Consider the following 23957-nt stretch of genomic DNA (forward strand, 5'->3'; position numbering starts at 1 on the left):
GGAGAGGCGCTGGAGGGAGAGGGCCTGCCGCCAGTGCTCGGCGGCCTGCGCCATGTCGCGGCTGAGGAGCTCGAAGAACCGGCTGGTCGTGTGCAGCCGCATGCCCACCGGCGTGCCGGTGCCGAGGACGCCCGCCCCACGCCGTGCGGTGTCCGCCCACAGTGCCATCGACCTGGCACTCTCCGACCAGGTGCGATACCACACGTCGACGTCTATGGTGTAACGCTCGCGCCGAACCTCACGTTCGCGGCCGACCAGGCCGCGCTGCTCGAGCCATCGGATGGCCTTGGAGATCGACGCCGGGCTCACGTGGAGGCGTTGGACCAGCTCCGCGGCGGTCAGGCTGGCTCCGTCGCTGACGAACAGCGCGGCGAACACCCTGGCCGTCAGCGGTGACATCCCCGTCTGGATCATCATGGCGGTGAAGTCCTCGGTGAACTCCTGGACCGTGCGGGCGTCCCGGTCGCCGTACGTGTCCGGGGGTTCGGGCTGCGAGACCGGCCGGCGACGGCGAGCCCGCCAGTTTGTCGCCTGCTGGGCGTGGTGGGCCCGATAGCCGTGCGGGCCGCCGTTGCGAGAGATCTCGCGGCTGACGGTGGACCTGGGCCGCCCCAACCGCCGGGCGATCTCCGCGTAGGTCAGCCCGTCCCCCAGCCCTTCGGCGATGCGGCGGCGGTCCTCGAAGCTCAGGCGGCTTCGTGCGGGCATCCGATCCTCCTCGTCGTTCGTCAGATCGTCCTGGTCGGCGACGGCCGAATGCAACAGGAGAGAACGTCCGGTGCATTCCGCGACAGCTCTTTGCACCAATCGAACGCCGTCCACCTGCGCATATACGAAGAGCTTGTTGCCGCGGCGCAAAAGGCGTCCGTAGCCTCCCCAGTCGTGAACGGCGTGACGCCCGTGCCGGCACGCCGCCCCACGGAGTCCCCGTCCGGGAGGTTTGATCATGAAGGTCGTACTCGTCACCGGAGCCTCGTCCGGCATCGGCAAGGCCACCGCGTTGGAACTCCTGCGGGCGGGTCACATCGTGTACGGTGCGGCCAGGCGGGTGCGGAACATGGGCGTCATCGCCGACGCCGGTGGGCACGTGCACTCGATGGACGCGCGCGAGCCCGCCGACCTGGAACGGGTCGTCCGCACCGTCATCGAGGAGCAGGGCCGGATCGACGTCCTGGTCAACAACGCCGGCACCGTGGTGCACGGCGCGGCCGAAGACGTCCCCCTGGAACTGGCGCGCGACCAGTTCGAGGTGAACCTCTTCGCACCGGCCAGGCTGGTCCAGCTCGTCCTGCCGCACATGCGCGAGCGGAGGTCGGGCACGATCGTCAACGTGTCGTCGATCGGCGGCGAGATCGCGTTGCCGCTCGGCTGCTGGTACTACGCCGCGAAACACGCTCTGGAGGCGTACTCCGACTCGTTGCGCATGGAGGTCGAGCAGTTCGGCGTCGAGGTCGTCATCATTCAGCCCGGGATCATCAAGACCGGGTTCGAGGATCACACGGCGCAGGACCTGCGGGAGATCTCCGGCGCGACCGCCTATGGGGCGATGGCCGAGGCCATGGCCAGGCGGAGCGAGACCCAACTCGGCGTGGACAGCCCGGCCTCCGATCCCGGCGTCGTGGCCGCGGCCATCCGCGAGGCCGTCGAAGCCGGTAAGCCCAAGACCCGCTACGCCGTCGGCTGGATGGCCGACAACCTGCTCGAACTCAACAGGACGCTGCCGGACCGCGAGTTCGACAAGCTCGTCACCGGCTCCCTCGGGTAGCCGGGCCCGGTGCGACGGCCTGAAAGGGAATCACGCCGCGTCTCGCGCCGAGGACGACAGCCGTGCCGCGAGCCAGCCGGTGACGAGTTCCCTGACCTGCGCGTCGATCGGCTCGCGCGCCTCACGCCGGTACGCGCGCAGCGACGGCGGTCCGGGCTGCCTGCGCAGGATGTGGCTGAGATCCGGGATCACGTGGGTTTCGATCGGTCCCGGCACCAGCTCCGCCATGCGGGCCAGATCCTCCGGGTTCACCTGGAGGTCCTTGTCCCCCGTGACGGCCAGCACCGGCGCCTGGATCCGGGCGAGATCTTCCGCGGGATCGTAGTCGAGGAACTCGCGGGTCCACCGGGCGTTCACCCGGACCCCGCCGATACGGGCGACGTCGGTCGTCGTACGGCGGATGCGCTCGTGGTTCTTCGTCACCTTGGCGACCAGGTCGGTGCGGGTGAGGCGCAGCACCGCGCGGACGAAGGCCGGCATGGTCGGCGCGAGGCGCGCGGCCTGCCAGCGCAGCGTCTCCGCGCCGCTCCTGGCGGTGCCGGCCAGCAGCACGACCGCCGCCACCGCGGGGTCGTGGGCGGCGAGGTACGTCGCGATGAGGGCGCCCTCGCTGTGCCCGGTCAGCGCCACGCGGCCGGGGTCGATCTCCGGACGTTCGCGCAGCGCGGCCAGCGCGGCTCCGGCGTCGTCCATGTTGTCGCGGAACCCTGCCGCCAGGAAACCGCCGGTGCTGGCCCCCACTCCCCGCTTGTCGTATCGGAGGGACGCGATCCCGGCGGCCGCGAACGCCTCCGCCAGCTGACGGGTCACCCCGAGGGGGAGGCGCCGATGGTCGGAGTCACGGTCGACCGGTCCCGAGCCGGGGACCAGCAGCACCGCGGGGAAGGGCCCGTCGCCGCCGGGCAGGGTCAGCGTGCCGGCGAGCCGCTCGCCGCCCGAGGCGAAGTCGAGGTCGATGTCGCGCATCGTGTCGATCCGTTTCAGGCGCCGGCGAGGGCGGCGACCACGGTGTGCGGGTCGTCCACGCCCAGCAGCAGAGAGGAGTAGCCGTGCCCGTCGAGGTGGATCCGCACCGCCGGCTGGCCGTCGCGCACGTCGACGAACTCCCTGCCGGACCGGCTGTGCCAGGTGCCGAGCTTGCGCCGGCCGGGCACGCCGAGGCCGGTGCGCACACCCCTGGCCGCGCCGAGCGCGTCGTCCACGATCTCGGCGGATCGGACCGCCGAGCGCGGGACGCGCAGGTCGGCACGCAGGGCGGCGGCCTTCTCCACGGCGGTGAGGCGGACTTCGACGGCGTCGGCGGTGACGGTCACGGTGCTCATGGCACTCCTCGCAGGTTGTCGCTTCGGTGAGGCCGATTGTTCTCGATTGTGAGAATGATGTCAAATGTGAGAACGTAGGACCATGACGACGGCCGAGTTGCTGCTGCACCCGATCCGGCTGCGCATCGTCCAGGCGCTCCTGGGCGAGCGGATGCTGACGACGGCCGACCTGCGCGCGGAGCTCCCCGACGTGCCGCCCGCGACCCTCTACCGGCAGGTCGCGGCGCTGGTCGAGGGCGAGGTTCTGGAGGTCGCGGCGGAGCGCAAGGTGCGGGGCACCTTCGAGCGGACCTACCGGCTGCGTACGGCCAACGCGAACGTCAGCGCCGAGGAGGCGGCCGGGCTGGGGACGGAGGAGCACCGTCAGGCCTTCATGACGTTCGTCGCGTCGCTGCTGGCCGACTTCGACCGCTACCTCACGCGCGACGACATCGACCTCGGCCGCGACGGCGTGGGCTTCCGGCAGGCGGCCATGTACCTCGACGACGAGGAGTTCCAGGACTTCCTGCGGGACCTGAGAGCGGTGCTCGTCCCGAGGCTCGCCAACCAGCCCGCGCCGGGCCGCACCCGGCGCATCCTGTCCACCATCGTCATGCCGTCCTGAAACGCCCGCGTCAAGCGCCCGCTCGGAGGAGGCGGCGTCCGAGGGCTTCGGCGGCCTCCCGCAGTTCGCGTGACCCGACGATGCGGAAGGGCGCCCGGATCGCCGTGAGCTGCCGGACGTACCAGTCCGGTTCGTCGGTGCTGCCCACCAGTCGCGTGCTGGTCGCGTCGATCGGCTCAAGGCGGCCCAGACTGCGCGGGATCCACTCGGCCGCGGCCTCGGCAGGCGCGCCGACGACGACCTCCACCTCGTGCCGCCACCCTGCCGACAAGTGGTCCTCCAGCATCTCCGCGGGGTCGAGATCGGCCGGAGGGACGGCGAGGACGTCGAGAACCTCGACGTCCGCCACCTTGTCCACCCGCAGCACCCGTCGGGCGTTCTTCGTGTGCGACCAGCACAGCAGATACCACCGGCCGCGGCGTACGACGACGGCCCACGGGTCGACCTCCATGACCCGCTCGTCACCGGGGCGGATGCGATATCCGAGCCGCAGCCGGCGGTTCGCGGCGCAGGCCTGGGCGAGGACGGCCGTGGTCTCCGGGTCGGGAGTCCTTGCCCCGGGCTCGGGGTGTCTCGTGCTCAGGCTCCGCACCGCCGCGGCCGGCCCGGCGACCGCCTCGGGAAGCACTCGCATGATCTTGCCGAGCGCGCCGCCCACGGGATCGGCCGGGTCCCCCGTGTTGTGGTGGCCGTCCAGCACGGCCATCACCAGCCCGAGCGCCTCGGCCGGCGTGAACATCAGGGGAGGCAGCCGTAGCCCCCGGCCATGCGGTATCCCCCGTAGGGGCCGCGTTCGGACTCGATCGGGATGCCGGCCTCGCGCAGGATGCCGACGTAACGCCGGGCCGCCCGCTCGGAGACGCCGAGCCGGACGGCCAGCCGTTGCGCCGTGATGCCGGGGCTGCTCTGGACCATTTCCAGGAGCAGGAGCGCCCGGGCGGTCGGGCTCTCGTCGTGCGTCATTCGGCAACCTCGTCGCATTCCGGAAGCAGATCGTCCGGAATGCACCGTAGCCTGTCCGCCATGACCGAAAACGTCCTTTATGAGCCGCCGGTGGCGGGCGACGAGATCGACACCTTGCTGGGCTCCCTGGACCGCCAGCGCCGGATATTCGCGTGGAAGTGCGGCAGGCGCTGGCCGAGGGCGGCCTCGGACGGCTCGCGGCGTACACCGGCTCACGCGGCGAGTCGCCCAGCCTCCGCCGCCTGCTGATCGACATGATCGAGGAGTACTCCCGCCACGTCGGGCACGCCGACCTCATCCGCGAGTCCGTCGACGGCCTGGTCGGAGAGGACCAGCCGGCGGAATGAGGCAGGACATCACCGAGCCGATTCCCCCCGATCGGCTCGTCATCGTCCCCGCCAACCGGGCGTCGTGGGACGACCTGCGGGCGATCTTCGGTACGACCGACTGCCATTGCCAGCGCTACAAGATCTTCACCTACCAGTGGGGCTCGGTCTCGGACGCCGAGCGTGCCGCGCGCCTGCGCGAGCAGACCGGCTGCGGAACCCCCGGAGCCCGGTCGACCAGCGGTCTCGTGGCCTATCTGGACGGTGAGCCGGTCGGGTGGTGCGCGGTCGAGCCCCGGACGGCCTACCCTCAGCTGACCCGCACCCGCGTCCCCTGGACCGGGCGGCAGGAGGACGAAACCGACGACAGCGTCTGGGCCGTGACCTGCTTCGTCACCCGCAGAGGCTTCCGCCGGCGCGGGGTGACGTACGCGCTCGCACGCGCCACGATCGACTTCGCCCGGAGGCGGGGAGCCCAGGCCCTGGAGGCATACCCGATGATCACCCGTCCGGGCGTCGAGATCACCTGGGGCGAACTGCACGTCGGCAGCCGCGACGTCTTCCTCGACGCGGGGTTCACCGAGGTGAGCAGGCCGACCCTCAGGCGAGCCGTCGTGCGGATCGACTTCTGACCGTCCCGCGGCGTACGGCGTGGTCGGGCCGTCAGTCGGAGATCGCGATGCGGAGGCGGCGGAAGCCGCGACCCTTGCTCTCGATCTTGGCGACCTTGATCCTGCCGATCTGCTTGGTCGACGCGACGTGCGTGCCCCCGTCGGCCTGGGTGTCGAGACCCACGATGTCGATGATCCGCACCTCGGGGATGTCCTCCGGCACGAGGTTCGTCGCGGTGCGGATGATGTCGGGGATCGCGAAGGCCTCCGCGCGCGGCAGCACGCGTACGTCGATCCGCCGGTCGGCGGCGATCTCGGCGTTGCACGCGTCCTCGACCGCCTCCTTGAAGCCGGGCGGCACCTCGGGGAGGTTGAAGTCCATCCGCGCGGTCATCGGCTCCATGTTCCCGCCGGTGACCAGGGCCCCGTAGTCGCGGAACACGACGCCGCACAGCACGTGCAGGCCCGAGTGGGTGCGCATGAGCGCGGAGCGCCGCTCGTCGGCGACCGCCGCCCGTACGACCGTGCCGGCGGGCGGGATCGGGTCGTCCGCCGCAGGGATGAGATAGAGGTCGTCCCCCTTGCGCACGCCCTCGATGCGGGTCTCGACGCCCTGCCACAGCAGCACGCCGTGGTCCGGCGGCTGGCCTCCGCCGCCCGGGTAGAAGGCCGATCGGTCCAGGACGATCCCGTCCGGCGTGGCCTCCAGCACGACGGCCTCGAAGGACCGCAGATCCTGGTCGGTCAGCTCCAGCCGCCTCGTCCGCCCGTGAAGATCGAACGTCACCTCACCGAGTTTATCCACGGCCCACGGACCGGGGCCCGTCCCGGGCGCGGGTCGTACGGTCCGCACCCGGGTGGTGTCATCGGTCAGGACCGGAATCGCCAGCCGGGCAGGCCGGGGATGGGTCCGGACGGCACGGGCCATGGGGCCCGGCGCAGCGTGGCCTCAGCGGGCGGTACCGCCGGGCAGCGGGTGCCCCGGGCCGGGAGCGTACGCGAGACCAGGTAGCGGTCGAACGCCCCGGTCGTGCAGTCCCCGCGCCCGTAGATGCCGTGTCCCCAGCCCTCGTAGGTGAGCAACACGCCCGCGCGGCCGATCTGCCCGGCGGTGCTCGCCGCCCAGGAGTAGGGAGTGGCCGGGTCGTGGACCGCGTTGCCCAGCAGCACCTGCGCGTTCGGGGCGACCCGAAGCCGATGCTGGGGATTGGGAATCGGCGTGGGCTGGCCGATGCAGGCGGCGATCATCGAGATCGCCAGCGGGCTGATCCGCATGTCCGGCGCGATCCTCGCCGCCCGGCTCAGGTGGGCGGCGTAGTCACGGAAGTCGCGCACCGGCAGGGAGTAGTCCTCGCAGAACACCTGCGCCGGATTCTCGATGACCTCGTCCTCCTGGCCGCGCGGCTCGACAGGCGGCGACACGGAGGGCCGGACGCCGGTGTCCAGGGCGACCAGCAACTCCGCGAGCCGCGACCAGGACGGTCCGTAGAAGGCGCCGAAGACCAGGGACAGCAGGGAGGCCCGGTTCAGGGAGATCGACGGGTCCCCGGGGAACGGCAGCTCACCCCGGTCGGCGCGGGCGATCAGGCCGGCCCACAGCGCCCGTACGTCCTTCCCGTGCAGCGCGCACGACTCGGTCCGGTCGCACCAGGAGACGAACTCGTCGAACGAGTCCTGCACCGTCGCGGTCTCGGTGTCGAGGAACGCCCCGGTGCCCAGGCTGTGGTCCATGTTGCTGTCGAGCGCCAGGGCCCGTACGCGGCCGGGGAAGCGCTCCGCGTAGAGCTGCCCGATGAGCGTGCCGTACGAGACCCCGTAGTAGGTCAGCTTCTCGTCACCGAGGGCGGCGCGGATGGCGTCGAGGTCGCGTACGACGCTGAGCGTGTCCACGTGGTCGAACAGCGGCCCGGTGCGCGCCCGGCAGTCCTCGCGCAACCGCTGGTTGTAGGCGACGAGAGCGGTGAAGTCGGCCTGGCTGCGCAGCGAGAGCGGGTCGGGCGCCTGGTAGGCGAGAGCGGTCGAGCAGATGACGGGGTGGCTGCGCGCGACGCCGCGCGGGTCGAAGCCGACGAGGTCGAAACGGCGGGTGATTTCCGCGCTGAAGGGAAGCCGGTTTCCGAGGACCGCGTCCACGCCCGATCCGCCGGGTCCGCCCGGATTGATGACCAGCGAACCCACCCTGGCCGCCGGGTCGGTCGCCTTGCGCCGGACGAGCGCGAGGTCGATGGTCGCGCCGCGGGGCCGGGCCCAGTCGATCGGCACGGCCAGCGTGCCGCAGTCCGCGGTGGGGTCGTCCGCGCAGGGTGTCCAGGTGACGGATGGGGTGGGCCCGCCTCTGCCCTGCTCGGCGGTGCCCGCGGCGACCGGCGAGAGGGGAAGCAGGGCGGCGATGAGGGAAGAGACGACGACGCTTAATCGCGCTCGTGCTCGCACACGGCCCTCCATTTGGGGATGACGACATGGAGCACCAATTGTGAGCAATTTATGTCAAACAGGAATCCGACCAGAGACGGAAAAACGTTTCATCAGTTCGGCGTACTCACGACCGATTCACCCGTTGTACGGCGAGCGTAATTCCTGGTCAGGCGACAGGACGGGAACGCACCGCGGCGAAGTTCCTGTCCCTCCGGTTGTCCCGCAGGTCGGTGAGCGCGGCGAAGTCGGGCTCGAAGGCGGCCAGGCGCCTGTTGCCGAGCCCGCGGAACAGCCCTCGGGAGGTCGCGGGGTTGGGATCGGCGAAGCCCGCCACCCCGCACCCCGTCCGCCCCCGGTACGCCGAGGGGTGCGCCCAATCGCTGATCGCCACGAACGCGGTCAACTCGTACGCCCGCGACACGGCCATGTGCCGCCAGAGGGAGCGCGCGATGGCGGGCGACGGCCGCTGGGTGACCGAGAACGCAGGGACGATCACGAGGTCGGGCCCGGACTCGGCGGCGAGCGAGTCGAAATACCAGAAGTCCGCGCACAACAGGACGAGCAACCGACGGCCGCCGACCTCGACGGCACGCGGACGGCTGCCGCCGAGGACTCCGGCGGCCCGCTCGTCGCCGTACGGATTGAGCTTCTCGTAGTCCGCGACCACCGATCCACCGGGGTCGGCGACGACTCCGCGGTTGACCGTGCCGGAGCCGGACGCGCAGTGGTGCGATCCGCCGACGACCCAGCTGCCCAGCGACCGGGCGAGCCCTTCGACCCGCCGCCGATACCGCCGGTCGCCGAGCTCCGCGCCGGCCAGTTCGGGCAGCACCACGACGTCATCCGGACCGAACCGGATGCGCGACCGCTCGGCGTCGCGCAGCACCGCGTCGAAGTTCCGGTCGCCGTCAGAGTGCCATTCCGCAGGCTGTGTCACCACGACTCGCACGAACACCTCCACGTCGGCCCGTAGATCTCGAAACTACGCCGAAACGGCAGGCGCGGCCCTCCTCGGGTGGTGGGCCCCGGGAGCGATGCCGGCCCTCAGCCGGCTGGTGTTCCGTACCGTGCTGCGAAACCGCGCTGCGAAACCGTGCTGCGAAACCGTGTTGCGAACCCACACCGGCCCAGGCCGAGGCGACGGCAGCGTGAACGCCCAGGCTGTGACCGGGACGGAGACGGGCAGCCGTCGCGCCGCTTCACCTGGCGGGTTCCTCGACCTCGGCGGTGCTGTCCGCGCGGGCCGGGAGGAGCACGGCGGTGACGACCACGGCCAAAGACAGCACTGCGCCGATGATGAAGGCCAGCCGCATGCCCTCGAGGTTGGCGAGCACCTCCGCGGTTCCCGCGGATTTCAGTGCCTCGGCTCGCGCGCTCATCACGGTGATCACGAGCGCGGTGCCGAAGGCCGCGGCGACCTGCTGCAGCGTGCTCAGGATCGAGCTGCCGTGGGAGTAGAGCCGTGGAGGAACCGCTCCGAGCCCGAGGGTGAACACCGGGGTGAAGGCCGCGGCCAGACTCACCATCAGCAACGCGTGCAGACCCAGGAGCTGCCAGTAGGGCATGGTCATCGTGACCTGTGTGAAGCCGGCGAGCGCGAGGGTGATCCCGACCGCGCCGGGAATGACCAGGACCCGGCCGCCGAAACGGTCGAACAGGCGGCCGACGGCCGGGCCGAGCAGCCCCATCGCGAGGCCGCCCGGCATCACGAGGAGTCCGGTCTCCAGGGGGCTGAGCTCACGGACGTTCTGCAGGTACAGCGGCAGCAGGATCATCGAACCGAGCATCGCCATGAAGGCAACCGACATCAGGATCAGCGCGACCGTGTAGGTGCGGTGGCGCAGGGTGCGCAGGTCCATCAGCGGCACGCCGCGCTTCTGCAGCGACAACTGGCGGACGACGAAGACGACGATGGCGACCAGGCCCGCTGCGACGACTGCGGCGGCAACGCGGACGTCACCGCCCTCGAACCGGCTGAGCCCGTAGACCAGGCCGCCGAAGCCGCCGGCAGCGGTCACCACGCTCAACCAGTCGATGGTGCTGACCTGCGGCTCTCCCACATTCTTGAGCTGCTTCAGGCCGCGCCAGGTGATCAGCGCGGCGATGGGGAGCACCACGGCGAACAGCAGCCGCCAGGACCCGAGCTGGAGGATCAACCCCGAGACCGCCGGGCCCATCGCGGGCGCGACCGAGATGGCCAGGCTGACGTTGCCCATCACGCGGCCCCGATCCGCCTCGGGCACTACCTGCATCAATGTGGTCATCAGCAGCGGCATCATCACGGCGGTCCCGGACGCCTGGATGATCCGGGCGCCCAGCAATACCTCGAACGACGGCGCGACGGCGGCCAACGCCGTGCCGAGCAGGAACAGACCCATCGCGGTGGCGTACGCGCGACGGGTGGACACCCGCTGCAGGAACCATCCGGTGATCGGGATGACGGCGGCCATGGTCAGCATGAAGGCGGTCGAGAGCCACTGCGCGGTCTGCTCGGTGATGTGCAGAGCACCCATCAGCCGGGGGATCGCATTGATCATGATCGTCTCGTTGAGGACGACCACGAACGTGGCGAGCACCAGCAGCCGAATCACGGGCGGGGTGCCGGGGGTGCTCTTCGAAACGGCCGTCACGGCTTTGACAGGGGAATCGGATTGGGTGATGGTCACGGCACCTCGATCAGTGTTGTCGGGACATGACGAGGCCCTTGCCGGCCCCAGCCTTGGGTCTCCCAAGAAGTTGTGGTCGTAGAAAGCCTGACAGGCGCCACCGACAAAACTCGTCGTCCTCAGCCAGCATTCCGGCAAGCGACCCGAAATGTCACTTGGTTTTCACCGGCGGAGGATTCACCGCATACGGCCACACATGGCAGTGAGCCCGAGGCTCAGCCGCAGATGCCGCAAGAAGATCACCATATGCTCCCGCCGGCGTCTCCTCTACAAGATCTCCGCCTCCCGAGCCTCTTCCACGTACTCGGCCAAGACGCTGCAGCGGTCCTGCCGACAACGCCACCTCGCACGACCACCTTCCCCACACGGAGTCGCCGAAAAGTTTCGGAACAAGCACCCCTTGCTTCGCAGCATGATGGAGGCCGAGTCTCGCCTCTCACCCCATGAAACCCGCGCTGCCCGCGAACTCGCTGGTGGTTGTGACTCTTGACGTACAACAAACAGGTTCCTATGGTCGGCATTGCTTTCGCAACACTGCCGAAACTTTCGGGCAGTCTTGTCGTCCGAAGAGGAGTAGTCGTGGTCAATCGAAGCCGACGCCCACGCCGGCCACGTCTTCTCTCAGTCCCACTGGCCGCCATAGGGCTGGTGCTGGGCATGGCGCATCCAGTCCTGGCGGACAACCCGATCCCCACGGTCGTCGACTCGACCCGCAGCGGTGGGCTGTCGGTCGGCTTCACCTTCGACGACGGCCCGAACCCGCCCGACACGCTGCGCCTGCTCGACGTGCTGCGCGAGCACCACGTGAAAGCGGTCTTCTGCCTCTGGGGCGATCACGTACGGCGGCATCCGGAGATCGTCCGGCAGATCGTCGCCGACCGCCACACGTTGTGCAACCACAGCATGCACCACGACGACATGGCGACCTGGTCGGCGGAGCAGATCCGCGCCGATCTCCTGGAGACGAGCGCCGCCATCCGCGCAGCGGTGCCGGGGGCGCACATCCCGTACTTCCGAGCCCCGTACGGCAGTTGGGGGCAGACACCGACCGTCGCGGCCGATCTCGGCATGCAGGCGCTGGGCTGGCGCATGGCCATCGGCGACTGGGATCCGCCGGGCACCGCAGAGCTGATCCGCCGCCTGCGAGAAGGAATCACGCCGGGCGCGGTGGTCCTGATGCACGACGGCGGCGGGGACCGGAGCCAGACCGTCGACGCCGTCGACGCCGTCATCCCCGCGCTGCGGTCGGAGGGATGGCACCTGTCGCTGCCCGCCCGCCGGGGCTGACCTGAACGCACCACCATCACCTGAACGCACCACCCATCACCCCCCGTTTCCCCCCAACCCGAGGAGTTCCTTTGCTTCGTCCCGCACTGTCCATCGGCCTCGTGAGCGCCACGGTCCTGCTGGGCGGGATGGCTCTCACCGGCTCGGCCTCGGCCGAACCCGGCGCCGCCCCCGCACAGTCCCAGGCCGCCAGGTACCCCGCGGACTCGCTGCGTGCCCTCGGCGACCGGGTCGGTCTGCGTATCGGCACCGCCGTGAACACGGACGAACTCGGCAGCAACGCCGACTACACCCGGATCACGGCCGAGCAGTTCTCCAGCGTCACTCCCGAGAACGTGATGAAGTGGCAACTGGTGGAGCCCACCCGCGGCACGTACGACTGGGCTGCCGCCGACCGGCTGGTCGCCTTCGCGAAGAAGAACAAGCAGCTGGTCCGCGGCCACACGCTGGTGTGGCACAGCCAGCTCCCCACCTGGCTCTCCTCCGACGGCTACACCACCACGCTGTCCAACGACGAGCTGAAGGCCCTGCTGAAGAAGCACATCCAGGATCAGGTGAAGCACTTCAAGGGCGACATCTGGCAGTGGGACGTGGTCAACGAGGCGTTCGACGACGACGGGCAGCCCCGCCAGACCATCTGGTACAAGGCGTGGGGCGGTCTCGGCTACATCGCCGACGCCTTCCGCTGGGCCCACGAGGCCGACCCCAAGGCCCTGCTGTTCTACAACGACTACAACCTCGAGTTCACCGGGGTGAAGAGCAACGCCGTCTACGACCTCGTCCGGTCCCTGAAGGCGCAGCGTGTGCCCATCGACGGCGTCGGCTTCCAGGGTCACCTGGACACCCAGTACGGCTTCCCGGACCTGCAGAACAACCTGCAGCGCTTCGCGGACCTCGGCCTGAAGGTGGCCGAGACCGAGGTGGACGTCCGCACGTTCACGCAGGCCCCGCCGAACGAGAACACCCCGACCAACCCGCTGGCCGGGTACGCCCAGGAGAGCTACTGGTCCCGCGCCCTGAAGGCGTGTCTCGCCGTGCGCGAGTGCATCTCGTTCACCCCCTGGGGATTCGGCGACACGTATTCCTGGATCCCCGGCTGGTTCGACAACCCGCAGGAGGGCGCCGCCCTGCTGTATGACGGGAACCTGCAGCCCAAGTCGCAGTACTACGTGCTCCAGCAGGACCTGGCACTCGCCGCGGGCGCGCCGCACCGCTCCGGCCCGGGCGCCGGCCACAACTGACCGTACCGACACGCATGGGGGCCGCACTCCGTGAGTGCGGCCCCATTGCCGCACTCATGGAGTGCGGCGGCGTTTTTCCTCGTCCACGATGTGCCCCTGCACTGCCGTCGCCTGGACAGGGCTATCGGGAAGAGCACAAGATCTATAGCTTTGATCGGGTGGCCACTTCCCCTCTGCGGCTCCGCGTAGGCCCGTCCGTCCTGGCGAAGACCACTGTCCCGGTGGCCACTCTTCTCGTCATCCTCTACCTGGCCATATCCGCGGTCACGCTCGTACGGTCATCGACATTCCAGCAAGCCTTGCATGGGCCGGTCCTCTGCGAGTTCATTCCGGAAGATGCTCCGCCGAGCCAGCAGGAGGAAATAAGGGACTATCTGGGCTGCGGGCCTTCGCCCGCGCTAGTCCTGTTCGCAGGTACCGCGTTGATCGCGCTCTTTCCCGTGTTCGCGATGACCTACGTGAGTGTGCGGGTATTGCGCTTTCGCGTCGACCTCTTCGGCACGGTGCTCGTCATCCAAGGGGCCCTGAAGGCCAAGCGATTCGACCTGTCCACGGCGTACGTGCGCCTGGACGCCACGATCGGCCGGCGCATCCCCTACCTGCAGATAGTGGAGTCTGCCTCTGCCAGCGGGCGGCTGTACCTTCGCGATGTCCATACCCCACTGATGCCTCCCGATGATCTCCTTGCCATCGCGGAGGCAATCGAGTCCGGTAGCCGACCTGAGCCCTTCGCCGGCCAGGCAATCCAGACGGCCATGACCCTCCGTCGCCTGGCCGCCGATCCGCTCGCCCGCTTGATCACATGAGACCGGCGAGACAGCGAGGAAGCCCACCCACCGCGAGCGGCTCACCATCGGCCGGGGGCTGCTCTTGGTGGCCTACGGCTAGGCATGGCTGGAACGAGCAACGGCGTCTGAACCGAGCGAAACCGCTGGTCAGACGCCGTTTTTGCTGGTTGAGCGGAGAGCGTGGGATTCGAACCCACGAGACCGGTCACCCGGCCTAGCGGTTTTCAAGACCGCCGCCATCGTCCACTAGGCGAGCTCTCCCCGGGCGCCCCACGCTGGAGCGCCACGCAGCAGCCTAGTCTCTCACTCCTCGGCGCGTGACCGCGACCGCGAAAGAGATCATCCCGCCTCCGCGATAACTCACAGGTGGTCCGGGATCTCCGAGAACCTGGGCTCGGCCAGCGCCTGCGGCCCGGCGAAGCCGTCGCCCACGGAGGCGGCCAGGCGGAGGTAGGCGTCCCGGGTGGCCTGCTGGAGGCGGTCCAGGTCGATCTCCGCGCCCTCCTCCAGGTGGGCGTCGTACGGCACGCGGACCACCGTGCGGCAGCGGGCGGCGAAGTGGGCCTCCAGCTTGTCGAGGTCCACCGTGGACTTCGACCGGGGCCGTACGCTGCACAGCACCACGGTGGCGGCCCGGACGAGGTCGCCGTAGTGGTGCGCCTCCAGCCAGTCCAGCGTCGCCGAGGCCGCCCGGGCGCCGTCCACGGACGGCGAGCTGACCAGCACGATCTGGTCGGCCATGCCGAGCACACCCGACATGGCGGAGTGCAGGAGACCGGTGCCGCAGTCGGTGATGCAGATGGAGTAGAAGTTCTCCAGCACGTTCGCCACCGCGTGGTAGTCCTTGGCGCTGAAGGCCTCCGACACCGACGGGTCGCGGTCCGACGCCAGGATCTCCAGCCGCGAGGGCGTCTGGGAGGTGAAGGCCCGGATGTCCACGTACCGCTTGATCTGCGCGCGCTCGTTCAGCAGGTCGCGTACGGTGGCCGAGGTCTCCAGCTCGACCTTGTCGGAGAGCGTTCCACGGTCGGGGTTGGCGTCCACCGCGATGACACGGTCGCCGCGCACCTGCGCGAGCGTGGCGCCGAGTCCGACGGTCGTCGTGGTCTTGCCCACCCCGCCCTTGAGGCTGAGGACGGCGACCCGGTGGTGGCCGGTGGCGACGGGCGTGCGGGCGCGCTGCACGAGTTCACGGCGCCGCCGCACCTCCGGGGCCTCACCCGGCTTGATCAGCCCGGCGGACGCCTTGTAGACCAGCCGCCGCCAGCCCGTCGCGGGAGCGTTCCTCCGTCCCCGCAGCAGGGTGACCGGGTCGAGGCTGTCGGCGGTCGGCTTCGACCCCGCCGACCTCCCGGTCGTACGCGCGGGCGAACTGAAGGCCGAGACGGGGGGAGCCGGTCGGCGCGGGGGCTGGTAGGCCTCCCGCTCCGTCACCGCGTCCCGTTCCACAGCGGACGTCTGGTCCGGTGCGGGGCTCGGCGCCGACGCGCGCTCGGGCGCGGGTTGAGGTGCGGCGGGTGCGGGCGCTGGCGCGAGTTGAGGTGCGGGTGCGGCCGCCGGCGGGGGCGTCGGCGCCGCGATCGGACCCGGCTCGTACGGCTTGCGCTCCTCGGCGGCCAAGTCCTCCCGTAGCGAGCCGGTGAAGCGGTCGTCCGTGAAGTCCGGCGCGGTCTCGGCCCGTGGGGTGGCGAACGGAGACGGGATCTCCGGCGGCGCGGGCGGCTCCTCCGGCTCGGCGGGGGAGGCGGGGGCGGAGGGTTCCTGCTGGGCGGCCGGCACCGGCACGGCCGGCTCCAGCCAGCCACGCAGCGGCTCCCTCGTCGAGCCGGACGCCGGGGAGGCGAAGGGCTTGACCGACTCGCTGCCGGAGAACGCACCGATGTTCTTGTAGGCGTCGGTGTCCGCCGGGGAGCCGGGGAAGGCGCCGCCGGGAGCCCGTTCGCCGAACAGAGGGGTGGTGAAGGACGAGGGACCGCTCAGGCCGCCCGGCGGCGTGGTGGGGCGTCCCTCGTCCTCCGGCGACTCCTGGTCGTCGCCCGAGGCCCCCTCGGGGGACTCCGATCCCGCACCGGACGAGGCACCGAAAGACCCCGGGAAGGACGACTCCACAGAACGATCCGACGGCGCGCCGAAAGAACCGAGAGGCGAATCGAACGGCGGGGCGCTCACCGGCCCGGTCGCCGTGGCGGATTCCTCGCCCTTCGTCTCCGGCGGTGCGCCGAACGCGCTGGGCGACTCGGCCGGCGACGGGTCCTCACGCTCCTCAGAGGGCGAGGACTCGGGCCTGGTCACGAAGGCCGTCGTGTCGCCGAAGGCCGCCGTGTCACCCACGTTCGTCGTGTCGCCGAAGTTCGTGTCGGAGAAGTTCGTCTCGCCGTACGCCGAGTCGGCGCCATACCCGGACCCAAATCCGGACTTTTCGCTACTTTCGTACCCAAAACCCTCGGAATAGCCTGCGCCGAAGAGGGGCTCGCGGACGGGGCCGGTGGACGACGCCTCCGAAGCGTCCTCCTGTACCGGAGCGCCGTACGCGGAGCCGGTCGCGCTGTCGGCCGTGCCGCGGAGCAGACCGCCGGACGCGGGCTCGGCCGGGACGAGGCTCCAGGGGTCGGCGGGGTACGGCGAGGCGGGCTCGGGGTCGGCGGGTGGCGGCGGTGGAGAGGCGAGCGTGGCGGAGGTGACCGCGCTGACCGCTATCTCCACCTCGTCGGGCATTTCCTTGATCGCGTCAAGCCATGCCAGCTGGTCCTCGAGAGAATGGGGATCCTCACGATCATGTCTCGCCACCGTGTACCCCCTCGGGCTGGGCTAATGGGGTAGCAAACACATTGCAGATTAGCGCCACGTAATACGGTGAATGCGGGCAACCGCCGAGTTCTCCGTCACGCTACTTTAGGTCACATGCGTGCGATCGTGATTTCCGAACCCGGCGGACCTGAGGTTTTGGCCTGGCAGGAAGTGCCCGACCCGCGTCCCGGCGCAGGTGAGGTGGTCATCGAGGTCGCCGCCTCGGCCGTCAACCGGGCGGACCTGCTCCAGCGTCGCGGCTTCTATCCGCCGCCGCCCGGAGCCTCCGAGATTCCCGGACTCGAATGCTCGGGAACGATCATCGAAGTCGGCGAGAACGTCCCGCATCTCGCCCCCGGCGACCGGGTCTGCGCCCTGCTGGCCGGCGGCGGATACGCCGAACGGGTGGCGGTCCCCTGGCAGCAGGTGATGCCGGTGCCGGAGGGCGTCACGCTGGACGAGGCCGCCGGCCTGCCCGAGGTCGCCTGCACGGTGTGGTCGAACGTCTTCATGACCGCCCGCCTGCGCAAGGGCGAGACCCTGCTCGTCCACGGCGGCGCGAGCGGCATCGGCACCATGGCCGTCCAGCTCGCCAAGGCGTACGGCTCCCACGTGCTCGTGACGGCCGGATCGGCGGACAAGCTCGCACGCTGCCGCGAACTCGGCGCGGACGAGGGCGTGAACTACCGCGAGGAGGACTTCGCCGAGCGGTTCGAGGGCCGGGCCGACGTCATCCTCGACATCGTCGGCGCGAAGTATCTGCCCGGGAACCTCCGTGCCCTCGCCACCGGCGGCCGCCTGGTCGTCATCGGCATGCAGGGCGGCGCGAAGGGCGAGCTCGACCTCGGCACGCTGCTCGCCAAGCGGGCCGCGGTCCACGCGACCGGGCTGCGCAACCGCCCGGTGGACGACAAGGGCGTGATCTGCCGCGGCGTTGTGGACAACGTGTGGCCGCTCGTCGCCGCCGGGGCCGTACGGCCCGTGGTGCACGAGCGGATCCCCCTCGACCAGGCCGCCCGCGCCCACCGGATGCTCGAAGAGGGCGAACACATCGGAAAGCTCCTGCTGGTCAGGTGAGTTAGGTTGGATCGGGTGAGCACGGTGTGGCCCAGCGGAGCGAATCAGGAGTTGTAAGCGATCGATGAACGCAGACGAGAGCACGCCGCAGATCGTGGTCGTGGGGCCGCAGGGCCTTTCGGTCTCCGGCGGCAACGGTAAGGGCGAGCACGAGGAGCGGTCCGTCGCCGACCTGGTGGAGCAGCCCGCCAAGGTGATGCGGATCGGCAGCATGATCCGCCAGCTGTTGGAGGAGGTGCGGGCGGCTCCCCTCGACGAAGCCAGCCGCAAGCGGCTCAAGGACATCCACCAGAGCTCCATCAAGGAGCTCGAGGAGGGCCTGGCCCCCGAACTGGTGGAGGAGCTGGAACGGCTGTCCCTGCCGTTCAGCGACGAGAGCGAGACCCCGCCGAGCGACGCGGAGCTGAGAGTCGCGCACGCCCAGCTCGTCGGCTGGCTGGAGGGCCTGTTCCACGGCATCCAGACCACGCTGTTCGCCCAGCAGATGGCCGCGCGGGCGCAGTTGGAGCAGATGCGCCGCGCACTCCCCGGCGGCATGGGCCAGGCCGCGCAGGACGACCAGGGCCACCGCGCGGGCGGCCCCTACCTGTAGAACCCCACCTACCCGCTGACTCGGAACAGGGTCTCGAGCACGACCGCCACACCGTCGTCGTTGTTGGCCGCCGTCACGTGATCGACGGCGGCCAGCACGTCGGGGTGGGCGTTCGCCACCGCGTACGACGTGCCGGCCCAGGTCAGCATCGGCAGGTCGTTCGGCATGTCGCCGAAGGCGACCACCTCCGCGGGCTTGATCCCCCGCTCCTCGGCCAGTGTGGCCAGCGCCGTGGCCTTCGTCACGCCGTACGCGCTCATCTCGATCAACGCCCGCCCGCTGGAGTGGGTCGGGGTCACGATGTCGCCGACGATCTCCAGCACGCCGCGGTGCAACTCGTCGGGGTCCATCGAGGGGTGCTGCGCGAGCAGCTTGGCGCACGGCCGGGAGGTCAGCGCCGCGATGGCGACCATCCGGCCATAGGACAGCTCCCGGGCGTCCCAGCGCCCGAGCGCATAGTCGGACTCGTGCGCGAAGCCACCCTCGTACTCGACCGAGAACGTGAGATCGGGCACATTCCGCCGCAGCCGGGTGACGCACTCTTCGAGGACGTCGGGGTCGATCAGGTGCGACTCGACGATCTCCTCGGTGTGGAGGTCGTACACGAGCGCGCCGTTCGCGCAGATGGCCAGCCCGCGGTGCCGTACGGCTCCCGCGACGGTGTGCATCCACCGGGGCGGCCGCCCGGTCACGAAGACGAGGGTGCCGCCGGCATCCTCCACCCGGGCGAAGGCGGCGGCGGTACGTGGAGAGACTGTTCCGTCGGTGCGCAGAGCGGTGCCGTCGAGGTCCGTGGCGACGAGGCGGGGGCAGGTCATGACAGGTTCCAGTGTGCACCGAGATAGGCCGTGCCATGCCCTCGGCCACACCCGGGGCGAGAAATCTCCTCCGGACGTGGAACACCAACGGGCTACATAGTGTTAGATGTGAAGGCGTTGTATTAGCTGTTCCCGTAGCGAAAACCAGTTTGACTGTATGAGCCACCCGGGGAGCTGTGCGACACACCCGGGGTCCACGAGGTGTGGTCCCCAAGATTCACTTCCTTAGGGAGAGCAGTAATGGCTCAGGGAACCGTCAAGTGGTTCAACGCTGAGAAGGGCTTCGGCTTCATCGCACCGGACGGCGGCGAGCCCGACGTGTTCGTGCACTTCTCCGCGATCACGGGCAGCGGCTACCGCAACCTCGAGGACGGCCAGCGGGTCGAGTTCGAGGTCATCGCCGGTCCGAAGGGCCCGCAGGCGTCGAACGTCCGTGGCCTCTGACCTGACGTGACGAAGGCGGGGCTCGCGTCGGCGAGCCCCGCCTTTTGCGTACCCGGGGGCGCCCCGGCCGTCAGCGCCGCGGCGACCCCTTGGAAGGCCTCCGCGCATGAAAGTTTCACGCGCGGGGGCCTTCTTCGCACTCGGCGCTCCTCCAAACCGAGAGATTTACATCACATCTGACGCCCCTGCTGTCAAAGGTGCAGATCCCACTTTTCAGGGACATCCGAGGCTTCCGACCGCACGACGCCGCGCCAGGGAACCCGGCCGCCGCAGGAACCGCCCGGACACACACGAAGACCTCCGTACGCGGTGGGCGGCACCACGCCGGAGGTCCTCGATGGAGGCCGGTAGGTCTACCGGGACAGCGGCTCCAGGACGTCGAGCCCGACGTACGGCCGCAGCGCCTTGGGGACGACCACCGAGCCGTCGGCCTGCTGGTGGTTCTCCAGGATCGCCACGATCCAGCGGGTGGTCGCGAGCGTGCCGTTGAGCGTCGCCACGTGGTGCGGCTTGCCGTCCTCGTCCTTGTAGCGCACCTTCAGGCGGCGAGCCTGGAAGTCGGTGCAGTTGGAGGTCGAGGTGAGCTCGCGGTAGCGGCCCTGCGAGGGGATCCACGCCTCGCAGTCGTACTTGCGGGCCGCCGAGGTGCCGAGGTCGCCCGCCGCCGTGTCGATGACGCGGTACGGCAGCTCCACCTTCTCGAGCATCTCCTTCTCCCAGGCGAGCAGCCGCAGGTGCTCCTCGTGGGAGTCCTCCGGCCGGCAGTAGGAGAACATCTCGACCTTGTCGAACTGGTGCACCCGGATGATGCCCCGGGTGTCCTTGCCGTACGACCCGGCCTCGCGGCGGAAACAGGACGACCAGCCGGCGTAGCGCAGCGGCAGCGCGCGGGGGTCGAGGATCTCGTCGGAGTGGTAGGCCGCCAGCGGCACCTCGGAGGTGCCCACCAGGTAGAGGTCGTCCTCGGGCAGGCGGTAGATCTCCTTGTCGTGGGCGACGTGGAAGCCGGTGCCCTGCATCGACTCCGGCTTCACGAGCACAGGCGTGATCATCGGCGTGAAGCCCGCCTCGATCGCCTGCTGCATCGCCATGTTGAGCAGCCCGAGCTGAAGCCGCGCGCCGACACCCGTCAGGAAGAAGAACCGGGCGCCCGAGACCTTCGCGCCGCGCTCGATGTCGATCGCGCCGAGCAGCTCGCCCAGCTCGACGTGGTCGCGGGGCTGGAAGTCGAAGACCGGCTTCTCGCCGATCTCCTCCAGCACCACGTAGTCGTCCTCGCCGCCGGGGGGCGCGCCCTCCTCGACGATGTTCGGCACGGTCATGAGCAGCTCGTCGAGCTCGCTCGCCAGCGCGGCGGCCTCGGTCTCGGCCGCCTTCACCTGCGCGGCCAGCTCCTTCGCGCGGTCGAGCAGCGACTGGCGCTCGTCTCCGGACGCGCGGGACACCGACTTGCCGATGCTCTTCTGCTCGGCGCGCAGCGACTCGAAGTTGTTGAGCGCGGCACGGCGGCGCTCGTCGAGCGACAGCAGGGTCTCCACGACCGAGTCGTCCTCGCCGCGGACGCGCTGCGACGCCCGGAGCCGGTCAGGGTCCTCACGAAGGGTTCGCAGGTCAATCACGGCTCAAAGGCTACCGGAGCCGGTGCGGCTCCCGCCCGTCAAGCGAGACCGGCGCGGATCTTTCCGAGCCATTCGGCGGCCTCGGCGAAGTCCGTGTCGGTCGTACCCTCCTTGATCTGCGTCGGAACCCGGTCGGCCCGCGGATAGCTGCCGAGGAAACGCAGGTCGTCGCAGAGCCGGTGGAGGCCGGCGACGGCCTCTCCGACCCGGGCGTCGGCGATGTGACCCTCGAAGTCGAAGTGGAAGAAGTAGCGGCCGATGCCGTCCCCGGTGGGACGCGACTCGATGCGGGTCAGGTTGACCCCGCGCACCGCGAACTCGCTCAGCATCTCCAGCAGCGCGCCCGGGTGGTCGTCGCGGAGGAAGGCCACGAGCGAGGTGCGGTCGGCGCCGGTGGGCTCGGGCAGCCGCCCGGGCCGGTTCACCTTGATGAACCGGGTGACGGTGTCGGAGCGGTCGCCGATGTTCGAGGCGATCGCGTCGAGCCCGTAGTACTCCCCGGCGATGGCCGGGCTGATCGCCGCGTCGTACGGAGACTCGGGAGAGGCGACCTCCTGGGCGGCGGCGGCCGTCGACGAGGCCGCGATCACCACGGCGCCGGGCATCTCACGCTCGATGAACCCGCGGCACTGGGTGTGGGCCGCCGGGTGGGTGATGACCCGCTTGATCTGGGCCAGTTCGGTGCCGGGCCGCACCAGCAGGGAGAACTCGACCGGGAGCAGCAGCTCACCGGTGATGTGGAGCGGCCTTCCCCCGGCCAGCTCGTCGAGGGTCTGGGTGATCGCCCCCTCCACCGAGTTCTCCAGCGGGACCACCGCGCCGTCCGCCGCGCCGTCACGGGCGGCGTCGAGCGCGACTCCGACGTTGGCGCAGGGCAGGCGCTCGGCATCCGGCTCCAGGAGTCGCAGGGCCGCCTCACAGAAGGTGCCCTGAGGCCCCAGGTACGCGAGCTTCGACATGTCCTCAAGGGTATCCGCAGGTAGGTGTGGCGGGCATGCGGAGACACTCCTGTGGAAAACACCTAGGTCCGGCTCGTCCTGTGGACAAGCCCGCTCATCCTGTGGACAACCGCCCGGTCACGTGGCCGCGGCGGGAACGGCGACAGCGGCCCGCCGCCGGGGCAACCAGGAGCCGAGGAGCCAGACGAGGCCGATGGCGCCGAGCCCGAACGCGTTCTGCACGATCTTCCCCGCGACCGGGCTGAGCACGGGGATCTCCAGCGCCTTGAGGGTCACTCCCCACCACGGGATGGGCAGCACGTAGTAGAGCCACACGCCCGCCGCGACCAGCAGCCGGACCCGGTCGCGGCCCGACCCGGCGAGGGCCGCGAGCACGACCACGACCCAGGCGATGTGGTGGATCCAGGCCACCGGCGACAGCAGCACCGCCATCAGCCCCGTCAGCGCCACCGCGGTCGTCACGTCGCCGTCCAGGTACGCCCGCCGGGCGCGGCGGAAGCCGTACCAGCCGATCACGGCGACGGCGGCGAGCCAGAGCACCGTGGTCAGCCAGCCGGGCAGGTAGAGCCTGAGCAGCATGCCGCGCAGCGACTGGTTGGTGGTGGCGGCGTTCGCGCCCAACCGCTCGGAGTCGAGCAGCGCCCCGAACCAGAAGTCCCGGGCGTCGTCGAAGATCACCAGGAACGGCAGCAGTGTGAGCAGGGCCGCCGTGAACACCGCCATGAAGAAGGCCCGGCGATGTCCCTCATCCCCTTCCCGGGCGGGGAAGGCGGTGATCGCCAGGTAGACGAGGAACACGCCGGGGGTGAGCTTCACCGCCGTGGCGAGGCCGATCAGCATCCCGCGCGGCCACCACGGCCTGCGCACCACGCAGTCGAGCAGGCACAACGCCAGGAGGAACAGGTCCACCTGGCCGAACCTGAACTGGTCCCTGATCGGCATGAGATAGGTGCACGCGGCGCACAGCACGGCGAACAGCAGCGGCGCGGCCAAAGCGCCGCGCACGCCGTCCAGGAAGGCCCGGAAGGCGTGCCGCACCGTCACCGCGAGGACGGCGACGATGGCGACCGTCCACACCCACTGCGCGACCGGCCATGACATGACGGCGAGCGGCACCGCCAGCATCGCGGCCACCGGCGGATAGGTGAACGGCAGCAGCTGGGGAGCCGGCGTGATCACGTCGTAGACGGGCAGACCCCGCAGCAGCGCCCAGCCGCCCGTACGGTAGACGTCCAGGTCCACCAGACGCTGGTCCTCGGGGTTGGTCAGCCAGTAGGCGATCAGAGGCGACGCCGCGGCGGCCAGCGCCACGAGGGCGAGCGCCCACGCCCAGGCGGGCCGGCGGGCCCCGGCGATCCGGCCAGTCGTCATGACCAGGCAGGCTACCGTGGACCGTGTCCGCACCGTTATCGATCATGAGGGAGCGCGGAACAGTGCGTCGCAGGCTGGCGGGGCTCTTCGCGTCGATCCTGGTGCTCGTCGTGGCGGCCCTCGTCCTGCCCGCCGCTCCCGCGTCGGCTTCACCGCAGGCCGCCGCGCTGACGGGCCGGGTCGTGGTGATCGGGGTGCCCGGCCTCCGCTGGGACGACCTCGACCCGCGGCGCACCCCCGCGCTGTGGGGGCTGGCCGCCCGCGGCTCCAGCGCGTCGCTGTCCACGAGGGCGGTCCCTCCC

At 70.2% G+C, this 23957-nt stretch carries 24 protein-coding genes and 1 tRNA gene; 10 read left to right on the top strand and 15 right to left on the bottom strand.

Annotation, left to right across the window (positions count from 1 at the left end):
* Window positions 1-708, bottom strand: a 708-nt coding sequence (locus Msi02_RS29330) for a MarR family transcriptional regulator (RefSeq protein WP_204051234.1), incomplete at its 3' end; no start/stop codon positions are given.
* 238 nt (window positions 709-946) lie between these two features.
* On the opposite strand from Msi02_RS29330, the gene Msi02_RS29335 reads away from it, so the two are divergent.
* On the top strand, window positions 947-1765 hold the full coding sequence (locus tag Msi02_RS29335; protein ID WP_204051235.1) for an oxidoreductase: 819 nt from the start codon (window positions 947-949) through the stop codon (window positions 1763-1765).
* Between the two features lie 30 nt (window positions 1766-1795).
* On the opposite strand, the gene Msi02_RS29340 is transcribed toward Msi02_RS29335, so the two are convergent.
* Both Msi02_RS29340 and Msi02_RS29345 read right to left on the bottom strand, forming a co-directional pair.
* Window positions 1796-2731: an alpha/beta hydrolase family protein gene (locus Msi02_RS29340; RefSeq protein ID WP_204051236.1), complete on the bottom strand. Its 936-nt coding sequence runs from the start codon at window positions 2729-2731 to the stop codon at window positions 1796-1798.
* A 14-nt stretch (window positions 2732-2745) separates the two neighbouring features.
* Entirely contained in the window at window positions 2746-3087 is a 342-nt protein-coding gene (locus Msi02_RS29345) for a hypothetical protein (RefSeq protein ID WP_204051237.1), read from the bottom strand.
* Between the two features lie 82 nt (window positions 3088-3169).
* Here Msi02_RS29345 and Msi02_RS29350 point away from each other — a divergent pair, with 82 nt between their 5' ends.
* A complete protein-coding gene (locus tag Msi02_RS29350) occupies window positions 3170-3691 on the top strand; it encodes a helix-turn-helix domain-containing protein (protein WP_204051238.1) in 522 nt (173 codons plus the stop codon).
* Between the two features lie 10 nt (window positions 3692-3701).
* Here Msi02_RS29350 and Msi02_RS29355 read toward each other — a convergent pair whose 3' ends face one another.
* Both Msi02_RS29355 and Msi02_RS29360 read right to left on the bottom strand, forming a co-directional pair.
* On the bottom strand, window positions 3702-4430 hold the full coding sequence (locus Msi02_RS29355; protein WP_204051239.1) for a helix-turn-helix transcriptional regulator: 729 nt from the start codon (window positions 4428-4430) through the stop codon (window positions 3702-3704).
* Window positions 4430-4654, bottom strand: coding sequence for a helix-turn-helix transcriptional regulator (locus Msi02_RS29360; RefSeq protein ID WP_204051240.1), 225 nt, complete (start codon window positions 4652-4654; stop codon window positions 4430-4432). The genes Msi02_RS29355 and Msi02_RS29360 overlap by 1 nt, the downstream gene beginning before the upstream one ends.
* A 152-nt stretch (window positions 4655-4806) precedes the next feature.
* Between Msi02_RS29360 and Msi02_RS43520 the strand changes: the two genes are divergently transcribed.
* Window positions 4807-5001 (top strand): mycothiol transferase, encoded by a 195-nt coding sequence (locus Msi02_RS43520; RefSeq protein ID WP_373308321.1) that lies wholly within the window; start codon window positions 4807-4809, stop codon window positions 4999-5001.
* Window positions 4998-5612, top strand: a complete 615-nt coding sequence (locus Msi02_RS29370; RefSeq protein ID WP_204051241.1) for a GNAT family N-acetyltransferase — start codon at window positions 4998-5000, stop codon at window positions 5610-5612. Before Msi02_RS43520 ends, Msi02_RS29370 begins: the two co-directional genes overlap by 4 nt.
* A gap of 31 nt (window positions 5613-5643) precedes the next feature.
* Here the strand turns inward: Msi02_RS29370 and Msi02_RS29375 are convergent, their stop codons facing one another.
* The 4 genes from Msi02_RS29375 to Msi02_RS29390 all read right to left on the bottom strand — a co-directional run bounded on the left by Msi02_RS29375 (window position 5644) and on the right by Msi02_RS29390 (window position 10636).
* On the bottom strand, window positions 5644-6378 hold the full coding sequence (locus Msi02_RS29375; protein WP_204051242.1) for an alanyl-tRNA editing protein: 735 nt from the start codon (window positions 6376-6378) through the stop codon (window positions 5644-5646).
* 83 nt (window positions 6379-6461) lie between these two features.
* Window positions 6462-8024, bottom strand: coding sequence for an alpha/beta hydrolase (locus Msi02_RS29380; protein ID WP_204051243.1), 1563 nt, complete (start codon window positions 8022-8024; stop codon window positions 6462-6464).
* Window positions 8025-8172: 148 nt separating this feature from the next.
* Complete coding sequence (locus Msi02_RS29385; RefSeq protein ID WP_204051244.1) at window positions 8173-8955, bottom strand: carbon-nitrogen hydrolase family protein; 783 nt, start codon at window positions 8953-8955, stop codon at window positions 8173-8175.
* Between the two features lie 250 nt (window positions 8956-9205).
* Entirely contained in the window at window positions 9206-10636 is a 1431-nt protein-coding gene (locus tag Msi02_RS29390; protein ID WP_239108797.1) for an MDR family MFS transporter, read from the bottom strand.
* 693 nt (window positions 10637-11329) lie between these two features.
* Here Msi02_RS29390 and Msi02_RS29395 point away from each other — a divergent pair.
* The 3 genes from Msi02_RS29395 to Msi02_RS29405 all read left to right on the top strand — a co-directional run bounded on the left by Msi02_RS29395 (window position 11330) and on the right by Msi02_RS29405 (window position 14006).
* The gene (locus Msi02_RS29395; RefSeq protein ID WP_204051245.1) at window positions 11330-11959 is read left to right on the top strand and encodes a polysaccharide deacetylase family protein; all 630 of its coding nucleotides are present in this window, start codon (window positions 11330-11332) and stop codon (window positions 11957-11959) included.
* Window positions 11960-12030: 71 nt separating this feature from the next.
* A complete protein-coding gene (locus tag Msi02_RS29400; protein WP_204051246.1) occupies window positions 12031-13200 on the top strand; it encodes an endo-1,4-beta-xylanase in 1170 nt (389 codons plus the stop codon).
* A gap of 221 nt (window positions 13201-13421) precedes the next feature.
* A complete protein-coding gene (locus tag Msi02_RS29405; protein WP_204051247.1) occupies window positions 13422-14006 on the top strand; it encodes a hypothetical protein in 585 nt (194 codons plus the stop codon).
* A 154-nt stretch (window positions 14007-14160) separates the two neighbouring features.
* Here the strand turns inward: Msi02_RS29405 and Msi02_RS29410 are convergent.
* Both Msi02_RS29410 and Msi02_RS29415 read right to left on the bottom strand, forming a co-directional pair.
* Window positions 14161-14249: transfer RNA gene (locus Msi02_RS29410), tRNA-Ser, on the bottom strand.
* A 99-nt stretch (window positions 14250-14348) separates the two neighbouring features.
* The gene (locus tag Msi02_RS29415; RefSeq protein WP_204051248.1) at window positions 14349-16703 is read right to left on the bottom strand and encodes a MinD/ParA family ATP-binding protein; all 2355 of its coding nucleotides are present in this window, start codon (window positions 16701-16703) and stop codon (window positions 14349-14351) included.
* Window positions 16704-16889: 186 nt separating this feature from the next.
* On the opposite strand from Msi02_RS29415, the gene Msi02_RS29420 reads away from it, so the two are divergent.
* Window positions 16890-17852, top strand: a complete 963-nt coding sequence (locus tag Msi02_RS29420) for an NAD(P)H-quinone oxidoreductase (protein ID WP_204051249.1) — start codon at window positions 16890-16892, stop codon at window positions 17850-17852.
* A gap of 64 nt (window positions 17853-17916) precedes the next feature.
* Window positions 17917-18444, top strand: a complete 528-nt coding sequence (locus Msi02_RS29425; protein WP_079313410.1) for a bacterial proteasome activator family protein — start codon at window positions 17917-17919, stop codon at window positions 18442-18444.
* Between the two features lie 8 nt (window positions 18445-18452).
* Here Msi02_RS29425 and Msi02_RS29430 read toward each other — a convergent pair whose 3' ends face one another.
* Entirely contained in the window at window positions 18453-19262 is an 810-nt protein-coding gene (locus tag Msi02_RS29430; protein WP_079313411.1) for a Cof-type HAD-IIB family hydrolase, read from the bottom strand.
* 240 nt (window positions 19263-19502) lie between these two features.
* Here Msi02_RS29430 and Msi02_RS29435 point away from each other — a divergent pair, with 240 nt between their 5' ends.
* Window positions 19503-19706, top strand: a complete 204-nt coding sequence (locus Msi02_RS29435; RefSeq protein WP_041952879.1) for a cold-shock protein — start codon at window positions 19503-19505, stop codon at window positions 19704-19706.
* 353 nt (window positions 19707-20059) lie between these two features.
* Here Msi02_RS29435 and serS read toward each other — a convergent pair whose 3' ends face one another.
* From serS to Msi02_RS29450, 3 genes are all read right to left on the bottom strand, one after another.
* Window positions 20060-21325: a serine--tRNA ligase gene (gene serS, locus Msi02_RS29440; RefSeq protein ID WP_204051250.1), complete on the bottom strand. Its 1266-nt coding sequence runs from the start codon at window positions 21323-21325 to the stop codon at window positions 20060-20062.
* A 38-nt stretch (window positions 21326-21363) separates the two neighbouring features.
* Window positions 21364-22284, bottom strand: a complete 921-nt coding sequence (pheA, locus tag Msi02_RS29445) for a prephenate dehydratase (protein ID WP_193201910.1) — start codon at window positions 22282-22284, stop codon at window positions 21364-21366.
* 117 nt (window positions 22285-22401) lie between these two features.
* Window positions 22402-23655 carry a glycosyltransferase 87 family protein gene (locus Msi02_RS29450; RefSeq protein WP_204051251.1) on the bottom strand — a complete coding sequence of 418 codons (1254 nt, stop codon included), beginning with the start codon at window positions 23653-23655 and terminating at the stop codon, window positions 22402-22404.
* Window positions 23656-23957: the final 302 nt, after the last annotated feature.

The sequence above is a fragment of the Microbispora siamensis genome (assembly GCF_016863095.1).
Classification (GTDB): domain Bacteria; phylum Actinomycetota; class Actinomycetes; order Streptosporangiales; family Streptosporangiaceae; genus Microbispora; species Microbispora siamensis.